The organism is Paeniglutamicibacter psychrophenolicus, from assembly GCF_017876575.1.
Lineage (GTDB): Bacteria > Actinomycetota > Actinomycetes > Actinomycetales > Micrococcaceae > Paeniglutamicibacter > Paeniglutamicibacter psychrophenolicus.
The window spans coordinates 202,375-218,904 of sequence record NZ_JAGIOE010000001.1 but is presented as its reverse complement, the minus strand read 5'-3'; the positions used below and the strand labels follow the sequence as shown (position 1 = coordinate 218,904).

12 protein-coding genes and 1 riboswitch are annotated in these 16,530 nt (G+C 64.7%); of the genes, 10 read left to right on the top strand and 2 right to left on the bottom strand.

Translation table 11 applies throughout. The features are described 5' to 3' along the window. Positions 1-77: 77 nt before the first annotated feature. Positions 78-1,202: a YkvI family membrane protein gene (locus JOF46_RS00930; RefSeq protein ID WP_209905605.1), complete on the top strand. Its 1,125-nt coding sequence runs from the start codon at positions 78-80 to the stop codon at positions 1,200-1,202. 107 nt (positions 1,203-1,309) lie between these two features. Here the strand turns inward: JOF46_RS00930 and JOF46_RS00925 are convergent, their stop codons facing one another. Continuing rightward, entirely contained in the window at positions 1,310-2,593 is a 1,284-nt protein-coding gene (locus JOF46_RS00925; RefSeq protein ID WP_342592324.1) for an MFS transporter, read from the bottom strand. 321 nt (positions 2,594-2,914) lie between these two features. Continuing rightward, positions 2,915-3,655 (bottom strand): hypothetical protein, encoded by a 741-nt coding sequence (locus tag JOF46_RS00920; protein WP_209905604.1) that lies wholly within the window; start codon positions 3,653-3,655, stop codon positions 2,915-2,917. Between the two features lie 663 nt (positions 3,656-4,318). On the opposite strand from JOF46_RS00920, the gene JOF46_RS00915 reads away from it, so the two are divergent. The 9 genes from JOF46_RS00915 (at position 4,319) to JOF46_RS00875 (ending at position 16,451) form a co-directional block, all read left to right on the top strand. After that, positions 4,319-5,146 carry a shikimate 5-dehydrogenase gene (locus JOF46_RS00915; RefSeq protein ID WP_209905603.1) on the top strand — a complete coding sequence of 276 codons (828 nt, stop codon included), beginning with the start codon at positions 4,319-4,321 and terminating at the stop codon, positions 5,144-5,146. Positions 5,147-5,809: 663 nt separating this feature from the next. Beyond that, positions 5,810-5,905, top strand: a riboswitch (SAM riboswitch). Positions 5,906-6,052: 147 nt separating this feature from the next. Then, positions 6,053-7,093, top strand: coding sequence for a substrate-binding domain-containing protein (locus JOF46_RS00910; RefSeq protein ID WP_209905602.1), 1,041 nt, complete (start codon positions 6,053-6,055; stop codon positions 7,091-7,093). Further along, on the top strand, positions 7,077-8,642 hold the full coding sequence (locus JOF46_RS00905; RefSeq protein ID WP_209905601.1) for a sugar ABC transporter ATP-binding protein: 1,566 nt from the start codon (positions 7,077-7,079) through the stop codon (positions 8,640-8,642). The genes JOF46_RS00910 and JOF46_RS00905 overlap by 17 nt, the downstream gene beginning before the upstream one ends. Continuing rightward, the gene (locus tag JOF46_RS00900) at positions 8,639-9,646 is read left to right on the top strand and encodes an ABC transporter permease (protein WP_209905600.1); all 1,008 of its coding nucleotides are present in this window, start codon (positions 8,639-8,641) and stop codon (positions 9,644-9,646) included. Before JOF46_RS00905 ends, JOF46_RS00900 begins: the two co-directional genes overlap by 4 nt. Beyond that, positions 9,643-10,743 carry an ABC transporter permease gene (locus JOF46_RS00895; protein ID WP_209905599.1) on the top strand — a complete coding sequence of 367 codons (1,101 nt, stop codon included), beginning with the start codon at positions 9,643-9,645 and terminating at the stop codon, positions 10,741-10,743. The genes JOF46_RS00900 and JOF46_RS00895 overlap by 4 nt, the downstream gene beginning before the upstream one ends. Positions 10,744-10,763: 20 nt before the next feature. Beyond that, entirely contained in the window at positions 10,764-12,203 is a 1,440-nt protein-coding gene (locus JOF46_RS00890) for an LLM class flavin-dependent oxidoreductase (protein ID WP_209905598.1), read from the top strand. A gap of 19 nt (positions 12,204-12,222) precedes the next feature. After that, the gene (locus JOF46_RS00885) at positions 12,223-13,449 is read left to right on the top strand and encodes an acyl-CoA dehydrogenase family protein (RefSeq protein WP_245347956.1); all 1,227 of its coding nucleotides are present in this window, start codon (positions 12,223-12,225) and stop codon (positions 13,447-13,449) included. A gap of 36 nt (positions 13,450-13,485) precedes the next feature. Continuing rightward, a complete protein-coding gene (locus JOF46_RS00880) occupies positions 13,486-14,724 on the top strand; it encodes an acyl-CoA dehydrogenase family protein (protein WP_209905597.1) in 1,239 nt (412 codons plus the stop codon). A gap of 227 nt (positions 14,725-14,951) precedes the next feature. Next, positions 14,952-16,451, top strand: a complete 1,500-nt coding sequence (locus JOF46_RS00875; protein ID WP_209905596.1) for a helix-turn-helix domain-containing protein — start codon at positions 14,952-14,954, stop codon at positions 16,449-16,451. The last annotated feature ends 79 nt before the right edge of the window (positions 16,452-16,530 follow it).

Genomic DNA, 16,530 nt, shown 5'->3' with positions numbered 1-16,530 from the left:
GTTCTAGGGCAATTGATATATCACCTAGCGACGTGCCGCCAGTGGCGTCGGACAGAGCCACGGGAGACAACTGCAACATGCCTCAAAAATCCCCCACGCGGGCGCACCTGGACACCGTCGAAAAGGGTGGCTTCCTGCGTGTCCTCACCTACGCCGGAGCGATCATCGCGTTCCTCATCGGCTCCGGATTCGCCACCGGCCAGGAGATCATGCAGTACTTCACCTCCTACGGGTACTGGGGAGTCTTTGGCACCGGGCTGCTGGTCCTGGTGCTGATGACCTATGTGGCCGTCGAATTCTTCGTGGTCGGCCAGGCGAAGAAATTCGAGCGACCCTCGCTGATCTTCCACTACTACTGCGGCAGGCATCTGGGGACCTTCTTCGACTACTTCTCGATCCTGTTCGTCTTCCTGAGCTTCACAGTGATGGTCGCCGGCGCCGGCGCCGTCTTCGAGGAGCACTATGGTCTCTCGCGCTACGCCGGAGGCATCGGCCTGGCCGTGGTGGTCGGGATCAGCGTGTGGTTTGGATTGAAGAGCCTGGTTGATGTCATCGGCAAGATCGGCCCGGTGATCGTCGTCGTCGCCATTGCCCTCGGGTTGTTGGGAATCTTCCGCAATGCGGGCGGGATCGCGGAGGGCAATGCACTGCTCCCGACCCTGGACTTGACCCAGGCTTCCACGAACTGGTTCATGGCCGGCCTGTCCTACGTGGGTTTCTGTATGTTGTGGCTCGCGGCCTTCCTGACCGCGCTCGGCAAGACGGCACGCAGCCGCAAGGAAGCTGCCACCGGAGGCCTGGTCGGTTCTGTCGCTTTCTCGGTTGCCTGCATCATCGTCGGTCTGGGCCTGCTCGCCAACATCACGCGCGTAGGCGGGACCGAGATCCCGATGCTTGTGCTGGCCAGCGACGTGAGCCCCGTGCTTGCCGCAGGGATCTCGGTCATGATCCTCGCCGGCATCTACACAACCGCGGTACCGCTGCTGTGGACCGTCTCCTCGCGATTCTTCGCCGACAAGACGCCGCGCTTCAAGTACCTCACCATCGGCCTGGCAGCCGCCGGAACCGTGATCGGCCTGGTCCTGCCCTTCTCCCAGATGGTCAATATCGTCTACGTGCTCAACGGTTACGTAGGGATCCTGCTGCTGGTCCTGATGCTGGTCAAGACCGGCACGCGGTTCATCCGACGCCAGGCCCTGTAGGCCTGCGCGGCAACTCCCGAGCGAGGGCCGCTTCAGTGGTGCGCGCCAAAAGGAAGCCGGGCAAGGCGTGGACAACCCCCTGCCCGGGTCTCCTTTGGAGACTCCTGCTAGGGCCGTTCGGTGATCCGGGCGGCCCAAAGCGCGCCGACCGTGAAGACCAGCGTCATCGCAAGGACCAGCAGCAGTGGGACGGTCCAGGTCCCGGTGGAGCTGTTCAGCCAGCCGGCCAGTGACGGAGAACAGGTGGCGGCCAAATAGCCGCCTGCCTGGATGCGCGCGGATGCAGTGGCCATGTCGGCGTCGCTGTGGGCAACACGCGGGATGATCGAGAAGATCGCCGTAAAGCCGCCGCCCTGGGCGATGCCACCCAAGATGGCCCAGAGCACGAATGCGTCCGGGGCCAACAACAGCCCGATGGGGAGCGTAATCCAGAACCCCGCCATGACGGCGGTGGCGATCCAGAGCTTCGTTCGCGCGGCCAGCAGCGGGACCCCGAAGGCACCGATGACCGCAGCGATCTGGAAGAGGGAAGCCGTGGCACCGGAAGACGTCGGGGCCATGCCCCGGGTCTCGGAAAGCAACAGGGGCAGCCAAGCTGTCGTGGCGTAATATGCGGCCGACTGGCCGCAGAATGCGAAGACCAGCAGGGCGACCACCCGCCGAAACCGGACTCGGTCTGCCGTCGCCTTGGCCGTGGCGGCTGCCGCGCCGGGGCCGTCGGAGATGTTGTGCGCCGTTGCCTGAAGGGCCGCCATCGGCCGCGCGGAGGAAGCACCTGCGGCCAGTGCGCGCCGTTGGCGCAGCATCCAATAGGCAAGGCCCGCGGCGGTGATCACACCCCAGGACGCAATCGCCCAGCGCCAGCCCACGAGCGCGGCCAGCGGGGCGGTGCCCAGCAAGGTGGCCATGGAACCGATGTTCATGGTTGCCGAATAGACGCCGGTGACGGAGGAAATCCGGTTCCACTGCACGTCCCGGCGGATCAGTACGGGGACGGCAATGTTGCCCAGCGTCATCGCGGCGCCGATCAGCACGGTTCCCGCCATCATCACCGAGGACGGCCCGATCGAGCGGATGACCGTTCCGGCGAGCACCCCGGCCAAGCACAGGATGATGGTGGCTTCCGGTCCGAAACGGCGGATCGTCCGGGTGGCCAGCGGCGTGGCGAGCGCGAACAACAGCACTGGAAGCCCGGTCAACAGGCCCGCCCCGAACGCCGACAGGCCGGTGTCTGCCTGGATGTCCCCGATCACCGCGGTCGGCGCAATGATCGGCGCTCGCAGGCTCAAGGCCACGACCACGATGCCCGCAATGACCCAGGGCAAGGTCGTGCGCGGGGATGGGCGGTTGCGCGAGGTGGGCTCCTTTGGGTATTCGGACGCGGATGCCAATTTGCGCCAAGGTCCTGCTTTTAGCCTAGCGGAGCACTCGTCTGCATTGTCGGTAACGAGGGCAGGTTGCGGCATGTGCCGTAACAAGCGGCAGGCGTCCCGGGCATGAAGCTGTGCCCGGGCGACAGGGGCGCAATAGTCGAGGGCCGGCGCCGAGTCGCTGAAGCCCATACCGTCGTGTTTGCCGATCCGGTTGAAAGCGGGATCACGCTGCTTACTTGCAAAGGCCCCGGCTGTCCGTTGCGGCCGGCATGCCGACGCTGCATATTCGCGACCTGTGCAGATGCTCCGCGCCTTGTGGCATTCCGGAGCGGGACCACGTCAGGAGTGCCATTTAATGGAAGCGAGCGACGCATCTGCGATCCGTCGAATGGAAGCAGTTGTCGACGGGCAATCCGATAAGTACGAATTTGCCTCACGCTTGATGACGTCGGCGGCATCGGCCCATGCGATCCAACAGAAGACTTCGTCAATGCCATGCATGAGTTCTTCGCGGGTGCCCGCGGGGTAGCACCCTCGTTCCAGAACGGCATCGATATGCCGGGAAACGGCATCGTGGATGCTCATGCGTCCAAGGCCACGCAGCAAAACAGGCGGTGCTGCACCAAGCAGGAGCAGCAGCGGAGTCCGTTCGCCACGATTGGCCATCAGCGCGACGTACTGGCGGGCCAATTGTTCGGGTTGGAACGATGAGGCACGGATCCGCTTCGCTTCAACCAGCGCCACGGTGCGCTCCGAGGTCAGCATGGCGTCGGGCTGAACGATGAAGGCATGCTGGCCCGGTTGGTTCGGGGCGATTGGTAGGTCTCCGGGCAGGAACTGCAGCTGGATGCCTTCAGCCTCGGAGGCAAGGTCCATGCGCGCAAGGTCGGCACCCTTGGCCGCCCGCAGGAGCCCGCCAAGAAACAAATCTCGAGGGAGGAAATCGAGACCGATCAGGAACTCGGCCGTGAGGACGTTCTCGCGTCCACGCCCGCCGCTGCGGTAGTTGGCGGCCGTTTCCCAAGAGACTTCCTCAAGTAGCTTGCCAATGGTCGAACTGCCGGAGTTCTGAAAATCCATGGGTCTGCCTCTCGTGGTTGGCCAAGCACCTTTCCCTCTGGGCACTTTCTCGGAAGATCGCCACCCGAGCCCAGACTAGCTGCACGACAATCGCAAGCACCATGAGCCGACCTCCGGTTTGAGGTCGCAGCCAGATCGCGAGACCCGACGCCGTTGCACGCAATCCAAACGGCGCTGCGGAAGCGGCCGCGTAACCAACCGCCGCGGGTGTGCCCTGTTTGAACGGGTACCCGGGGATTTCCGGGCCGATGGTGATCCCCTGGGTTTCCGTGGACGCCTCGATGATCGGGCCCGGGTGCACCGGCCCCGCGGAGTTCCCGACAACCAGTGAGTCGTCGCGTTCGAGCAGTTTCCATACAAATTTGTCGTGCAGGTCCGCGTGGACGATGCAGCGCACCCGGGTCTCCGTGCGTACGCTCCAGCGCTCGTTCGCAGGATCATCCAGGGCGATCAGCTCGCTCAGTTGCCGCGGCCCCGAGGCCGTTCGCCGTAACCTGGCCGATCCCCATCGTGCACATCCCACCATCGCCAAGATAGCCGAGGCGTGGTGCCTGCACGACGCCTGTCCGGCGGTCCGCACTGCCACACCTCGGATCAAGACACCTGGCCTGATGGCCCATGTGGTGCCGGAGCGGGCCCCGGCAACCGGAATAGACTCGGGGCATGCCGATACTGAACAAGGACATGACGCTTTGCATCTCGCTGGCGGCGCGGCCCAGCAACAACGGGACGCTGTTCCACAACCACCTCTATGACCAGTTGGGATTGAACTGGATCTACAAGGCGTTCGCCCCGACTGACCTGGCCCAGGCCGTGTCCGGCATCCGCGGGCTGGGTATCCGGGGTGCCGCCGTTTCCATGCCCTACAAGGAAGCTGTCATCCCGATGCTTGACCAGTTGGCTCCGTCAGCGGCGGCCATCGATTCGGTCAACACCATCGTCAATGACGGCGGGATCCTCACCGCCCACAACACCGACTACTCGGCGGTGCTCCAGCTGCTGGGGCTCCATGAGGTATCTCCGTCGCTGCCCACCGTGGTGCGCGGATCGGGCGGGATGGCCAAGGCAGTGGTGGCGGCACTGGCGCACTCCGGGTTTGGAGACGTCGTGGTGGTGGCCCGCAATGAATCGGCCGGACGGAACCTGGCCGAGACCTATGGCTTCACGTGGAAGCGAGAAGTCGCCGACGGAGGGCAGCTGCTGGTCAACGTCACCCCCATCGGCATGGCCGGTGGCAACGAGTCGAACATGCTGCCCTTCTCGCTGGATCAGGTGGAAGCGGCGCAGGTGGTGTTCGACGTGGTGGCCGTGCCGGCAGAGACCCCTTTGATCCGAGCAGCACGCGCGGCAGGAAAGCGCGTGGTGACCGGGACCGACGTGGCAACACTGCAAGCTGTGGAACAATTTGTGCTCTACACCGGCATCACGCCCACCGCCGGGCAAATACACGCCGCCCGCGAATTCATGCTGGCAAGCGCGCAAACAGCCTGAGCCGGGAATCCGACAGCCTTCGAAACGTTGTGCGACGTGGATCGAGACGGGAGTTCGCTCCCGCCGGCACTCAACGTCCGCGCAAAAAGCCAAGAAAGCGACGCAGTCCGCCACGGTCACCGAGATGGCCCTCGAGTTCCCAGGGATCGGCAGATTCATCGGACAAGCGGCCGTTTTCCCCGTAGAGAATGTGCCCCGTGCCGGGTCCTGGATTCTGGGCACCCGCGAGATTGGGAAGTCCCGGACTGGATGCCGAGCCATGCAACGCCGCGGGCCCCATACGTGGAACATTGCCTGATTGACCAGTCGGTTGGTTGTTTACGTGTTTCATGGCGGCCACCGGACCCTTTTTCGATATTTCCATTCTAGATCCGTTGCCCATTGCGGAGCCTTGCCAGAAGACTTCACTTTGTGGCTGGCCACGGCAGCCCGCGACATATTTCGCGACGCGATCGGAACAAATCGCTCAACTCAGTTCGCCGGGCCAATTGGTGACGGAACGTGACGGTTTCTTGCGTCACATGACCACATTCCAGGGCTTGGCAGCCAAATAAGACTCCGCATTAAGGCCAAAACGGACTTTCATATCGTCATGAGGCCGCATGTGGTCGTCATGTGACGTTTGGGTTCCCCGGGCAAGAATTGGCTGTTTGAATCGAAGTGTACCCATCCAGAGCGGCCGAGAGACCTGGCTTGTTGACGCCGCAGCAAGTCCACCGAGCAATTAGTGGATAGTGCTTCCGCCAGGACCGATGGAGATCTCGCGAAGCTTCCCGGTGCAAGGTCTTGCCCTTGCATGGAAATGCCGGTTGCCGATTTCTTCGCCACTGAGATTGTTGAAGGAATGTCTTGATGCAAAACCCCCACCACAGCCGGGACTTGTCCCGTCGTTCACTTCGTGTAGCGATGCTGAAGGGCATCGGCACCGCAGCGGCCCTGACCTTCCTTGTCACGGGTTGTTCCCTGAAGGAACCCGTGGCCGAGGCCGCCCAGGTGCCCGTCCAAGGCGGGACCGTTGCCGCTGGCGTTCCGGCCGAGGCAGCAGATCCGCTGGAAGGAGTCCCATCTCTGGAAGGCAAGACTGTAGGGATCGCGGCCAAAGACATCGTTCACGACTTCAGCCGGGTCGTCTACGAAGAACTCCAGACGCGCATCGAGGGGCTCGGCGGCACGGTGATTGCAACGCAAGCCGAGGCCAAGGATGACAAGCACGTCAGCAACGTGGAAAATCTCCTGGCCCAGCAACCGGATGCGATCGTCGTGATTCTCGGCGATGCACAGACTCTCAGCCCAGCCCTAAAAAAGGTCAGCGAAGCGGGCGTCGCCCTCTTCACCATCGATTTCCAGTCCGAGTACAGCATCAACAATGTCACCAGCGACAACTGGACCATTGGTTCCACTCTCGCGCGCACCCTGGCCGAGGACATCGGGGGCAAGGGCAAGATCATTGCTTTCAATGGATTCCCCGGTGTGACCCCGTGCCGTATTCGCTACAACGAACTCAAAATGGTGCTCGAGGACTACCCCGGGATCGAAATCCAGCAGCCAGAGTTGCAGGACAAGTATGAAGGCACCATCGAGGACGCCAAGAAGCAGATCCAGGACCAGCTGCGCCGTCTCCCCGCCGGTGAGATCGACGCCATCTGGAGCTGCTGGGATATCCCGTTGATCGGAGCGGCCCAGGCCATCGACCCGACGGGAGACAATAACATCAAGCTCTACGGCGTCGATGCCGAACCTGGTGCGCTAGATCTGATCGCCGACGCGGGAAGCTCCTACACCGGGACTGTGGCGCAGCAGACCAAGGCGATGGCAGCCCAGTCGATAGCCAACGTCGCGCTCTTCTTGGGCGAGCGTGCAGACGAAGTTCCCACTACCAGCTACTTGGCCCCGATCTTCGTCAACAAGACCAACGTGAATCAGGTGCGTCGTGACCTCGGCATCTAAGGCTCCGCTGCTGGAAATGATCGGCATCAACAAGTCGTTTGGGTCCGCGCAGGTACTTAGCGACGTTTCCCTCGAACTTGGCTCCGGACAGATCCTGGGGTTGGTGGGCGAAAACGGCGCCGGCAAGTCCACCTTGATCAAGATCCTCACCGGTCTTTACGCCGCCGATTCGGGAAGCATCCTGATCAATGGCCAACCGGTTCATATCACCAAACCCGCCGACGCCGAGGGCCTGGGGGTCCACGTGATCCACCAGGAGCGGCATCTGGCCTCACAACTGACGGTGGCAGAACAACTGTATCTGGGGCTCGGCACCCTTGGCGGCCTCTGGGTCCGACGCGGCAGGCTCGAGCAACGGGCCGCCGAGGATATCGAACGGATCACTGGCCAAGAGGTCGACGCATCGCTTCTGGTGGGGCAACTCACCGTCGCACAGCAACAATTGATCCAGATCACTCGTGCGGTGCTCTCCAAGCCGCGCGTGCTGATCCTTGACGAACCCACCGCACCCTTGGCAGCCGGCGAGGTCGAGCAGCTCTTCGGCACGCTGCGCCGTCTGCAGGAGGCCGGTGTAGGAATCATCTACATCTCCCACTACTTGCAGGAACTCAACACCATCACCGACAGGATCATCGTGCTGCGCAACGGCAACAACGTCGGAGAGAAGTCGTTGCGCTCCGGGGACACCCTTGATGATGTCGTCGAGATGATGGTCGGACGCAAGGTCGTCGAATTCGACCACGGCCGCACCCCACGGAGCCCCCGGAAGACTGCGCCTGCACTGAAAGTCAGCGGCCTCTCGGTGCCGAGGGCCCTGAACGGGCTCGACTTCCAGGTTCTGCCCGGCGAGGTCCTGGGGATCACCGGCCTGGTGGGCTCGGGGGTCGAGGTCCTGGCCGACGCCCTCACCGGAACCGCAAAGCGGCACGGAACCGTCGAGGTCAACGGTGCGCCCGTGCGAGACGTAGCGGGTTTTGTCGCCAACGGAGGGGCCTACGTGCCTTCCAACCGCCGCCGCGACGGCATCTTCCTGCGCAACACGGTGGCTGAAAACCTCTCCGTGGCCACCCTGGCCAAGGTGTCGAGTGTGCTGGGTTTCATCGCCCCTGCGTTGGAAAACAAGCTCGCTCAACACTTCATCAAGAAGCTCGATGTGCGCCCGGCCAACGGCTCGGCCATGGCCGGCAGTCTTTCCGGCGGCAACCAGCAAAAGGTGGTGTTGGGCAAGTGGCTGGCGAGTGAAGCCTCGGTGCTGGTCCTGGACCAGCCGACTTCCGGGGTCGATGTGGGCAGCCGCGCCCAGATTTATTCACAAATCAATGAGCTGGTGGATGCGGGCGCCGCGGTGCTGGTCGTCAGCGTGGACCTTGAGGAACTCGTCGGTATCGCCGACCGAACCTTGGTGCTTTATCGCGGGTCGGTCGCCGCCGAACTTTCCGGCAGCGAGGTCACCACCGAGCAAGTCCTCGGGATCGCCTCGGGAACAGCCAGTGCCGTGGAACCCGTTGGTTCCGTGGCCGAATCCATCTATGTCAGGCAGGACGCATGAGCGCCACAACACTTCAAGCCACCGGGAAACGGGGGGCCAAGGCTCCGGCGCGCAAGCGTCCGGCGATTGTCGCATGGGCCGGGTATGCCGTGGTCCTGCTGGTTCTGGGGATCTTTGCCCTCGGCTCGCCGTACTTCCTGCAGTGGGAAAACGTGGCTTCGGTGCTGAACCAGGCAGCCGTCTTCGGCATTGCCGGCATCGGCCTGGCCATCGTGATCATCGCCGGCGGAGACGACATCCTGGAAGGCGGCATCGACCTGTCCATTGGCGCCACGGCAGGGCTGGCCGGGACCGTCACCGCGGTTGCGGCAGCAGCTGGAACCGGAGCCCTCGCCGCCGTGCTCACCGGCCTTGCGGTTGCCGCCGCGCTGGGTGTGCTCAATGGTGCCGCGGTGGTCCTGGGCCTGCGGCCGCTACTGGCGACACTGGCCACCATGGGCATCGCCACGTCCCTTGAATTGGTGGTCAGCGACAATATCAAGGTTGCTCTTGACGGTGGAGTGTTCCTCTGGCTGCGCCAGGGAAGCTTTGCCGGGTTGCCGGCATCCGTGCTCCTGCTGGCCACAGCCACATTTGTGGCTTGGTGGGCGCTGGGCAACACCTCCTGGGGAGTGAACAACTACGCAGTAGGGCAAAATGCCACCGCGGCCTCGATTGCCGGACTCTCCGCTGCCCGATACCGCTTCTCCAGCTATGTCATCAGTGGGGTGCTGGGCGGGATTGCCGGCGTGCTGCTGGCTTCCCGGCTCTCGGCTGCCGTCCCCGGAATCGGCGGACAGATCCTGTTGGACATCATCCTGGTCGCCTACATGTCCACGGTGTTTTCCCGCCGGCTGGTGGTGAACATCCCAGGAACCGTTGTCGCTGCCATCTTCGTGGCGGGGCTGGCCAATGGGCTGACCTTGTTGGGGATCGCCAGCCAGTGGGTGGGGGCTGCCAAGGGCATCCTGATCCTGCTGGTGCTCGCCGTAGTGGTTGTCCGAGGAAGGAACACCGCAAAATGACCATCACCCAAGAACCGCGGATCGATGTCCCCGCTCCTCGCTCATCCCCGCCGGTGCCCACCACGGCCTCGGTGCCCGGACGCCTGCGTGCCGTTGCACCGCGATTGATCGCCCCCGTGGCGCTGGCGGCGATCCTGCTGGGCTTCGGACTGCTCTCCCCGGTCTTCCTCAGCGTGGGGAACCTTGCCGGCGTGCTGGGCCAAATGGCCATCCTGGCGCTGGTTGCCACGGGCCTGACCATCGTGGTCCGGGCCGGTGGCATCGACCTGTCCATCGGCGTCGCGGTAGACCTTGCGGCACTGGGCGCCGCGGCGCTGATCGCCGACGGCTACCGGGCCTGGGTTGCCATCGTGGTTGGCCTGCTCTTCGGGCTGCTGGTCGGAGCCGTCAATGCGGCGCTGATCGTTGGCCTGCGGATCCCGCCGTTCCTGGCGACGCTGAGCGTCTGGTTCATCGGCACCAGCGTCCAGCAGCTGCTCACCGGCGGAGGTGCGCCCATTTACCTGTCCAAGCCGCGCGTTCCGATCGAGTTCGCCCTGCTCGGACGCGGCTACCTGGTCGATGTGGATGGGGTCATCGTCAGCGCCGCGCTGGTTGCCCTCGTCGTCGGTGCCTTGCTCGGTGCCACCCGTTGGGGCCGCGGAGTGACCGTCACCGGTGAACAGCCCACCGCGGCACGGATCTCCGGGCTGCGCATCAACCGCATCACAGCCTCGGCCTACCTCCTCTGCTCCCTGGTCGCGGGATTTGCCGGGGTCATCCTGGCCTCGCGGACCAACGGGTTCGTGCCGGGCTCCGGCCAGGCCTACCTGATGGATGCAATCGGCGCGGTCTTCATCGGTGCGACGCTTTCGCGCTTCTCCCGCGTCTCGGTTCCCGGGACCATGATCGGCGTGCTGATCTTCGCGTTGCTGAGCAACGGGATGAACCTGGTGGGGCTCTCCTTCTTCTGGCAGGGACTGGGCCGCGGCGTGGTGCTTCTGGCCATCCTGCTGCTGGGCGTGCTGCTGACCCGAAACACCCCGGCCGGCAAGGGGAACCTGGCCCGGTTCTTCACCAGGCCCGCACCTCGCGCCACAACCACTGAAACAGACTAAGGAAAAGGGCAAAGAACACCATGACACAACGCATTTCCCTCAATGCCTTCGACATGACCACCCCAACCCATCAGAGCCCGGGCCTGTGGCGGCACCCTGAAAATCGGGCCGACGACTACAACACCCTCGAATATTGGACGAATCTGGCCAAGACCTTGGAAGCAGGTGGCTTCGACGCCCTCTTCCTGGCCGATGTCCTGGGCATCTACGATGTCTATCAAAACTCCAGCGCCCCGGCTCTGCTGGATGCAGACCAGGTTCCACTGAACGACCCGTTCATGCAGGTCTCTGCGATGGCAGCAGTGACGAAGAACCTCGGGTTCGCGGTGACCAGCGCACTGACCTACGAGCAGCCCTACGCGCTGGCCCGCAAGTTCTCGTCCCTTGACCACCTCACGCGTGGGCGCATCGGCTGGAACGTGGTCACCAGCTACCTCGAATCCGCCGCCCGCAACCTGGGATACACCCGTCAGCTGGGCCACGACGAGCGGTACGACCTCGCCGACGAATTCATGGAGGTCGTCTACAAGCTCTGGGAAGGCTCGTGGGAGGAAGGGGCTGTGGTCAAGGACCGAGAGCGCGGGATCTACACCGACCCGTCCAAGGTGCACCCCATCAATCATGACGGCACCTACTACAAGGTGCCTGGCATCCACCTTTCCGAGCCATCCATCCAACGCACCCCAGCCATCTTCCAGGCAGGGGCTTCCTCCCGCGGCAGGCGCTTTGGCGCCACGCACGCCGAGGGGATCTTCCTGAATTCGATCAACACCACCGTCACCCGGCGCCAGACCGAGGCCATCCGCGACGAAATGGAAATGGTCGGCCGCCCGCGCGATGCAGCCAAGATCTACGCGCTGGTCACCACGGTGGTCGCCGACTCGGACGCCAAGGCGGAGGCCCTGTACCGCGAATACCAGTCCTATTCATCCCGCGAAGGCGCCATGACCTTCTACGGAGGTTGGTCCGGCCTGGACCTGAGCCAGTATGCGGGGGACGAGGAACTGAAGTACATAGACACCAATGCCGCGCGTTCCGCCCTCTCGATCTTCACCACCGCGGATGCGACCAGATCGTGGACCCCGAATGCGATCGCCGACTACCTCGGCATTGGCGGAATCGGCCCGGTCTTCGTTGGATCCGCCGAAACCGTTGCCGACGAAGTGGAACGGTGGGTGGACGAATCGGGGCTCGACGGCATCAACCTGGCCTACGCGGTGACCCCGGGATCGTTTGAACAGTTCAGTGACCTGGTGGTCCCGGAACTGCGCAAGCGTGGCAGGGCATGGGATGACTACCAAGGCAACACCCTGCGCGAATACGTGGCGGGGCAAGGCAACACCCGGGTCGCTGACACGCACCCGGCAGCCGCATACCGCGGCGCCTACGCCGGCAAACCATCCGCCGAAGAAGCTGCCGCAAGCGCCACCCCCGAAGCCGTCCTGGCTTCAAACCAGTGAATAGGAAAGAGGCAAACCGTTGAGCACCAACACCGAAACCCTGCGCCGCACCCCCTGGAGCGGACACGCCGACGACGCCGAGATCGCCCACTGGAGCGCGATCGCCCAAGCCGTCGCCGACACCCTGGCCACCGATGCACTGGAGCGCGACCGCGCCAACGCAACGCCCCGCACCGAAGCCGAGCTCCTGCGCTCGTCGGGCCTCTTGGACCTGCTGGTCCCGGCCGAGTACGGCGGGGGCGGCGGGCACTTCGAATCGGCCTTCCACACAGTTCGCATCCTTGCCACGGCCGACGGGTCGATCTCCCAGCTGCTGGCCTACCATTACTTCAACCAAGCAGGCATCGGCTTTTACGCGGATCCTGCCGACCAGCCCGCATGGTGGCGACGCACGGTCCAGGGCGGCTGGCTCTGGGGAGATTCGGTGAACCCGGTCGACCCCACATTGGTGCTCACCGAGGATGGCGACGGATACCGACTCAACGGGCTCAAGCGCTTCTCCACGGGCTCCGGGGTGGGCGAAGTCATCATCGTCAACGCAATCATCCAAGGGGGCACCGAGGACGGCAAGGTCCTCGCCTTTGTCCTCGATACAGCACGTGAGGGCCTGGAGCTGCTGGGGGACTGGGACCACCTGGGACAGCGACTGACAGCCTCGGGCTCCGTGAAGTACACCGATGTTGCCGTGTTGCCGGGGGACATCCTCGGACCGGTCACCGACGAACCCATCGCCTCGCTGCTGACCCCCGGGGTCCAGCTTGGCTTTGGAAACTTCTACCTGGGCGTCGCCCAGGGCGCACTGGCCAAGGGCCGGGAACTGCTGTTGGCGCGCAAGAACGCGTGGTTCCTCTCCAACGCGGCAAGCTACTCGCGCGATGTCGTCTTCCAGCGCGCGATCGGGGAGCTGAAGGCACGCACCGCCGCAGTGGAGGCGCTCGCCGAGAAGCTGAACCGCCGCTTCGATGCCGAGGTCGCCCGCTCCGGCACATTGACCGCTGCACAGCGCGGCGAGTATGCCATCGCCATCGCCGAACTGAAGGTCGTGGCCACCGAGACCGGCATCGAGGTCGCCAACCGAATCTTCGAGGTCACCGGCGCCAGCTCTACCGCCAACTCCGTGGGCCTGGACCTGTTCTGGCGCAATGTGCGCACCCACACCCTGCATGACCCAGTCGACTACAAGAAGATCGAGGTCGGCGCCCACTTCCTGCACGGCGAATTGCAGCCCCTCTCGCTCTACACCTAAAGCCGGACCGCCAGCCCTTCACGAACAGGAGCCCCCATGACCACGACTTCCCTGAACCGCAGCCGGCTCGAGCAGCTCTCGGCACGCTTCGCCCCACTCTTCGCCGAGATCGCCGCAGGCGCCTCGGAGCGCGACCGCACACAATCACTTCCCCGCAAACAGGTGGCGGCGCTGGCCGCGGCCGGGTTCGGTGCGGTGAGGGTGCCCGAATCCCACGGAGGGGCAGGGGCCACGCTCCCCGAGCTCTTCGAGCTGCTGACCGAACTCGCGGCGGCGGACCCCAACATCACCCAGGCGCTGCGCGCACACTTCGCGTTCGTGGAGGACCGGCTCGTCGCCGCCCCGGGCGCCGAACGCGACAAGTGGCTGGCACGCTTCTCCGCCGGCGACCTGGTCGGCAACTCCTGGACGGAAATCGGGACCGTCACCGTTGGCGAGGTGAACACCAAGGTCAGCCCCGACGGCAACGGCGGATTCGTGGTCAACGGGACCAAGTACTACTCGACCGGGTCGATCTACGCCGACTGGATCGACACCTACGCCCAGCGCACCGACACCGGCACGCGGGTCATAGCCGCGGTCAACGCCCACCAGCCGGGCGTGCAACTGGACGACGACTGGGACGGATTCGGCCAGCGCACCACCGGAACCGGGACCTCGACGTTCAGCAACGCGGTGGTTGCCGACGAGAACCTCATCGAGTTCGACACCCGATTCAAGTACCAGACGGCCTTCTACCAGGAGGTGTTGCTGGCGGTGCTCGCCGGAACGGCGCGAGCCGTCGAACGCGAGTTCGCTGCCGAGCTGGCCGCGCGCAAGCGCACCTTCAGCCACGCCGCGGCCGACGTGGCGGGGCAGGACCCGCAGCTGCTGCAGATCGTCGGGGAGGTCTCCGCGGCGGCATTCGTGGCGGCCGGAGCGGTGGAACGCGTGGCCGCTTCCCTGCAGCGCGCCTACGAAGCCGCAGTCGGGGTCCATGCCGGGGACCTCACCGAACAGGAGGACGAGGCCGCCAACGACGCCGCGGAACTGGCCTCGGCGCAGGCCCAGGTGGCGCTCACCCCGTTGGTGCTCAACGCGGTGACCCACGCCTTTGACGCGCTGGCCGCCTCGGCGACCAGCACCAGCAAGAACCTGGACCGCCACTGGCGCAACGCCCGCACCGCCGGCAACCACAACCCCTGGGTCTACAAGGCCAGGCTGGTCGGGGACCACGCCGTCAACGGTGCGGCCCTGCCGCGGGTCTGGGCCATCGGGGCGTCAAAGAAGGGGTAGCAGCGCGGCGCTCCCTGCGGATCAAACGCCACCGGCGGCGGGCCGGGCGGAAGCCCGGCCCGCAGCCTGCCGCCACCGCGCCGTTGACGGCGACGATTGCTAGCTCTCGCTCCGGGTGCTTGGCAACAGGCCAGATTCTTTGCAAAGGACATTCTTCAGCGTTCCTGCAATGGACACATTGGCCGGAATGCTGGAAAGATGTTGAGTTCTTCCCGTACCCTGAAAACGTGAGCACCCCCACATGGAACCGGCCCGCAGCGCCGGAAAAGAGCATCCTGTCCCCGGAAGACGCCGAAGAGCTGGACATCATTTCCCTCGGCCGGCGGATCCGCCACCTGCGCAAGGCCAAGGCGATGACCCTTGACGACCTCTCGGAAGCCGTGGGGACGGCGCCGAGCCAGCTCTCGCTGATGGAAAACGGGAAGCGCGAACCCAAGCTGAGCATGCTCAAGTCGCTGGCTTCGGTCTTCGGCGTGGGGCTCGAGGAACTGCTCGGCGCCGAGCCGCCCACCAAGCGCGCGGCCCTGGAGATCGAACTCGAGCGCGCCCAGCGCGGCCCGCTCTACCAGGCACTTGGGCTGCCCAAGGTGCGCATTTCCTCCCGGCTGCCCATGGACGTGCTCGAATCCCTGGTCGGGCTGCAGGGCGAGCTGGAACGCCGGCTCAACGAGCAATCCGCAACGCCCGAGGAAGCCCGGCGCGCCAATGCCGAGCTGCGCGGGGAGATGCGCGAGCGCAACAACTACTACCCGGAGATCGAGAAGGAAGCGTCCAAGGTGCTCAAGGCCATCGGCCATGCCACCGGACCGCTCTCACACCACGAGGTCGCCGACATCGCCTCGCACCTTGGCTTCTCGCTGCACAACGTCTCGGACCTGCCGCACTCCACCCGCTCGGTGACCGACCTGAAAAACATGCGGGTCTACCTCACCCAGTCCCAGCGCTCCGAGCACTCGACCCGGTCGGTGCTGCTGCAGGCGTTCGGCCACCACGTGCTGGGCCACGCCACCCCGAGCGACTACGCCGAGTTCCTGCGCCAGCGCGTGGCCACCAACTACTTCGCGGCGTCCTTGATGATGCCCGAGAAGGCCACCGTCGAATACCTGCAACGCGCCAAGAACGCCCGCGAGCTCGCGGTCGAGGACATCCGGGACGCCTTCGCCGTGTCCTACGAGACCGCTGCCCACCGCTTCACCAACCTGGCCACGGAGCACCTGGGTATCACGGTGCACTTCCAGAAGGTCCACGAGTCCGGCATCATCCACAAGGCCTACGAGAACGACGGGGTGAACTTCCCGATGGACCACATCGGTGCCATCGAGGGCCAGTCGGTCTGCCGGCACTGGACCAGCCGAGAGGTCTTCGACGTGGCCGACCAGTTCAGCGCCTACAACCAATACACCGACACCACCGCCGGCACCTTCTGGTGCACCGCGCGGACCGAACGCTCCACCACCGGGAAGTTCTCGCTGAGCATCGGGGTGCCGTACGTGCACGTGAAGTGGTTCCGCGGGCGTGACACCACCGAACGCTCCATCTCCACCTGCCCGGACGAATCGTGCTGCCGCCGCCCGCCGCTGGAACTCCAGAAGCAATGGGCAGGGCAGGCCTGGCCCAGCGCCCGCGCCCAGACGCACCTGCTGGCGGCCATGCCGCAGGGGGCCTTCCCCGGCGTCGACGAGACCGAGGTGTATTCCTTCCTGGCCCAGCACTCCGGCGACAAGTAGTGCCCTGCGTCACATGGTCGTCATCCTTTCCGCCCGCCGGGCATTGCTGGTAGGTATAGGAAGCACGCAGCACCACCTG

Excerpts from the sequence above, each read along its gene's own strand:
- JOF46_RS00930 (WP_209905605.1), top strand. The coding sequence starts at position 78 with ATGCCTCAAAAATCCCCCACGCGGGCGCACCTGGACACCGTCGAAAAG.
- JOF46_RS00920 (WP_209905604.1), bottom strand. The coding sequence starts at position 3,655 with ATGGATTTTCAGAACTCCGGCAGTTCGACCATTGGCAAGCTACTTGAG.
- JOF46_RS00915 (WP_209905603.1), top strand. The coding sequence starts at position 4,319 with ATGCCGATACTGAACAAGGACATGACGCTTTGCATCTCGCTGGCGGCG.
- JOF46_RS00910 (WP_209905602.1), top strand. The coding sequence starts at position 6,053 with ATGCTGAAGGGCATCGGCACCGCAGCGGCCCTGACCTTCCTTGTCACG.
- JOF46_RS00900 (WP_209905600.1), top strand. The coding sequence starts at position 8,639 with ATGAGCGCCACAACACTTCAAGCCACCGGGAAACGGGGGGCCAAGGCT.
- JOF46_RS00895 (WP_209905599.1), top strand. The coding sequence starts at position 9,643 with ATGACCATCACCCAAGAACCGCGGATCGATGTCCCCGCTCCTCGCTCA.
- JOF46_RS00890 (WP_209905598.1), top strand. The coding sequence starts at position 10,764 with ATGACACAACGCATTTCCCTCAATGCCTTCGACATGACCACCCCAACC.
- JOF46_RS00880 (WP_209905597.1), top strand. The coding sequence starts at position 13,486 with ATGACCACGACTTCCCTGAACCGCAGCCGGCTCGAGCAGCTCTCGGCA.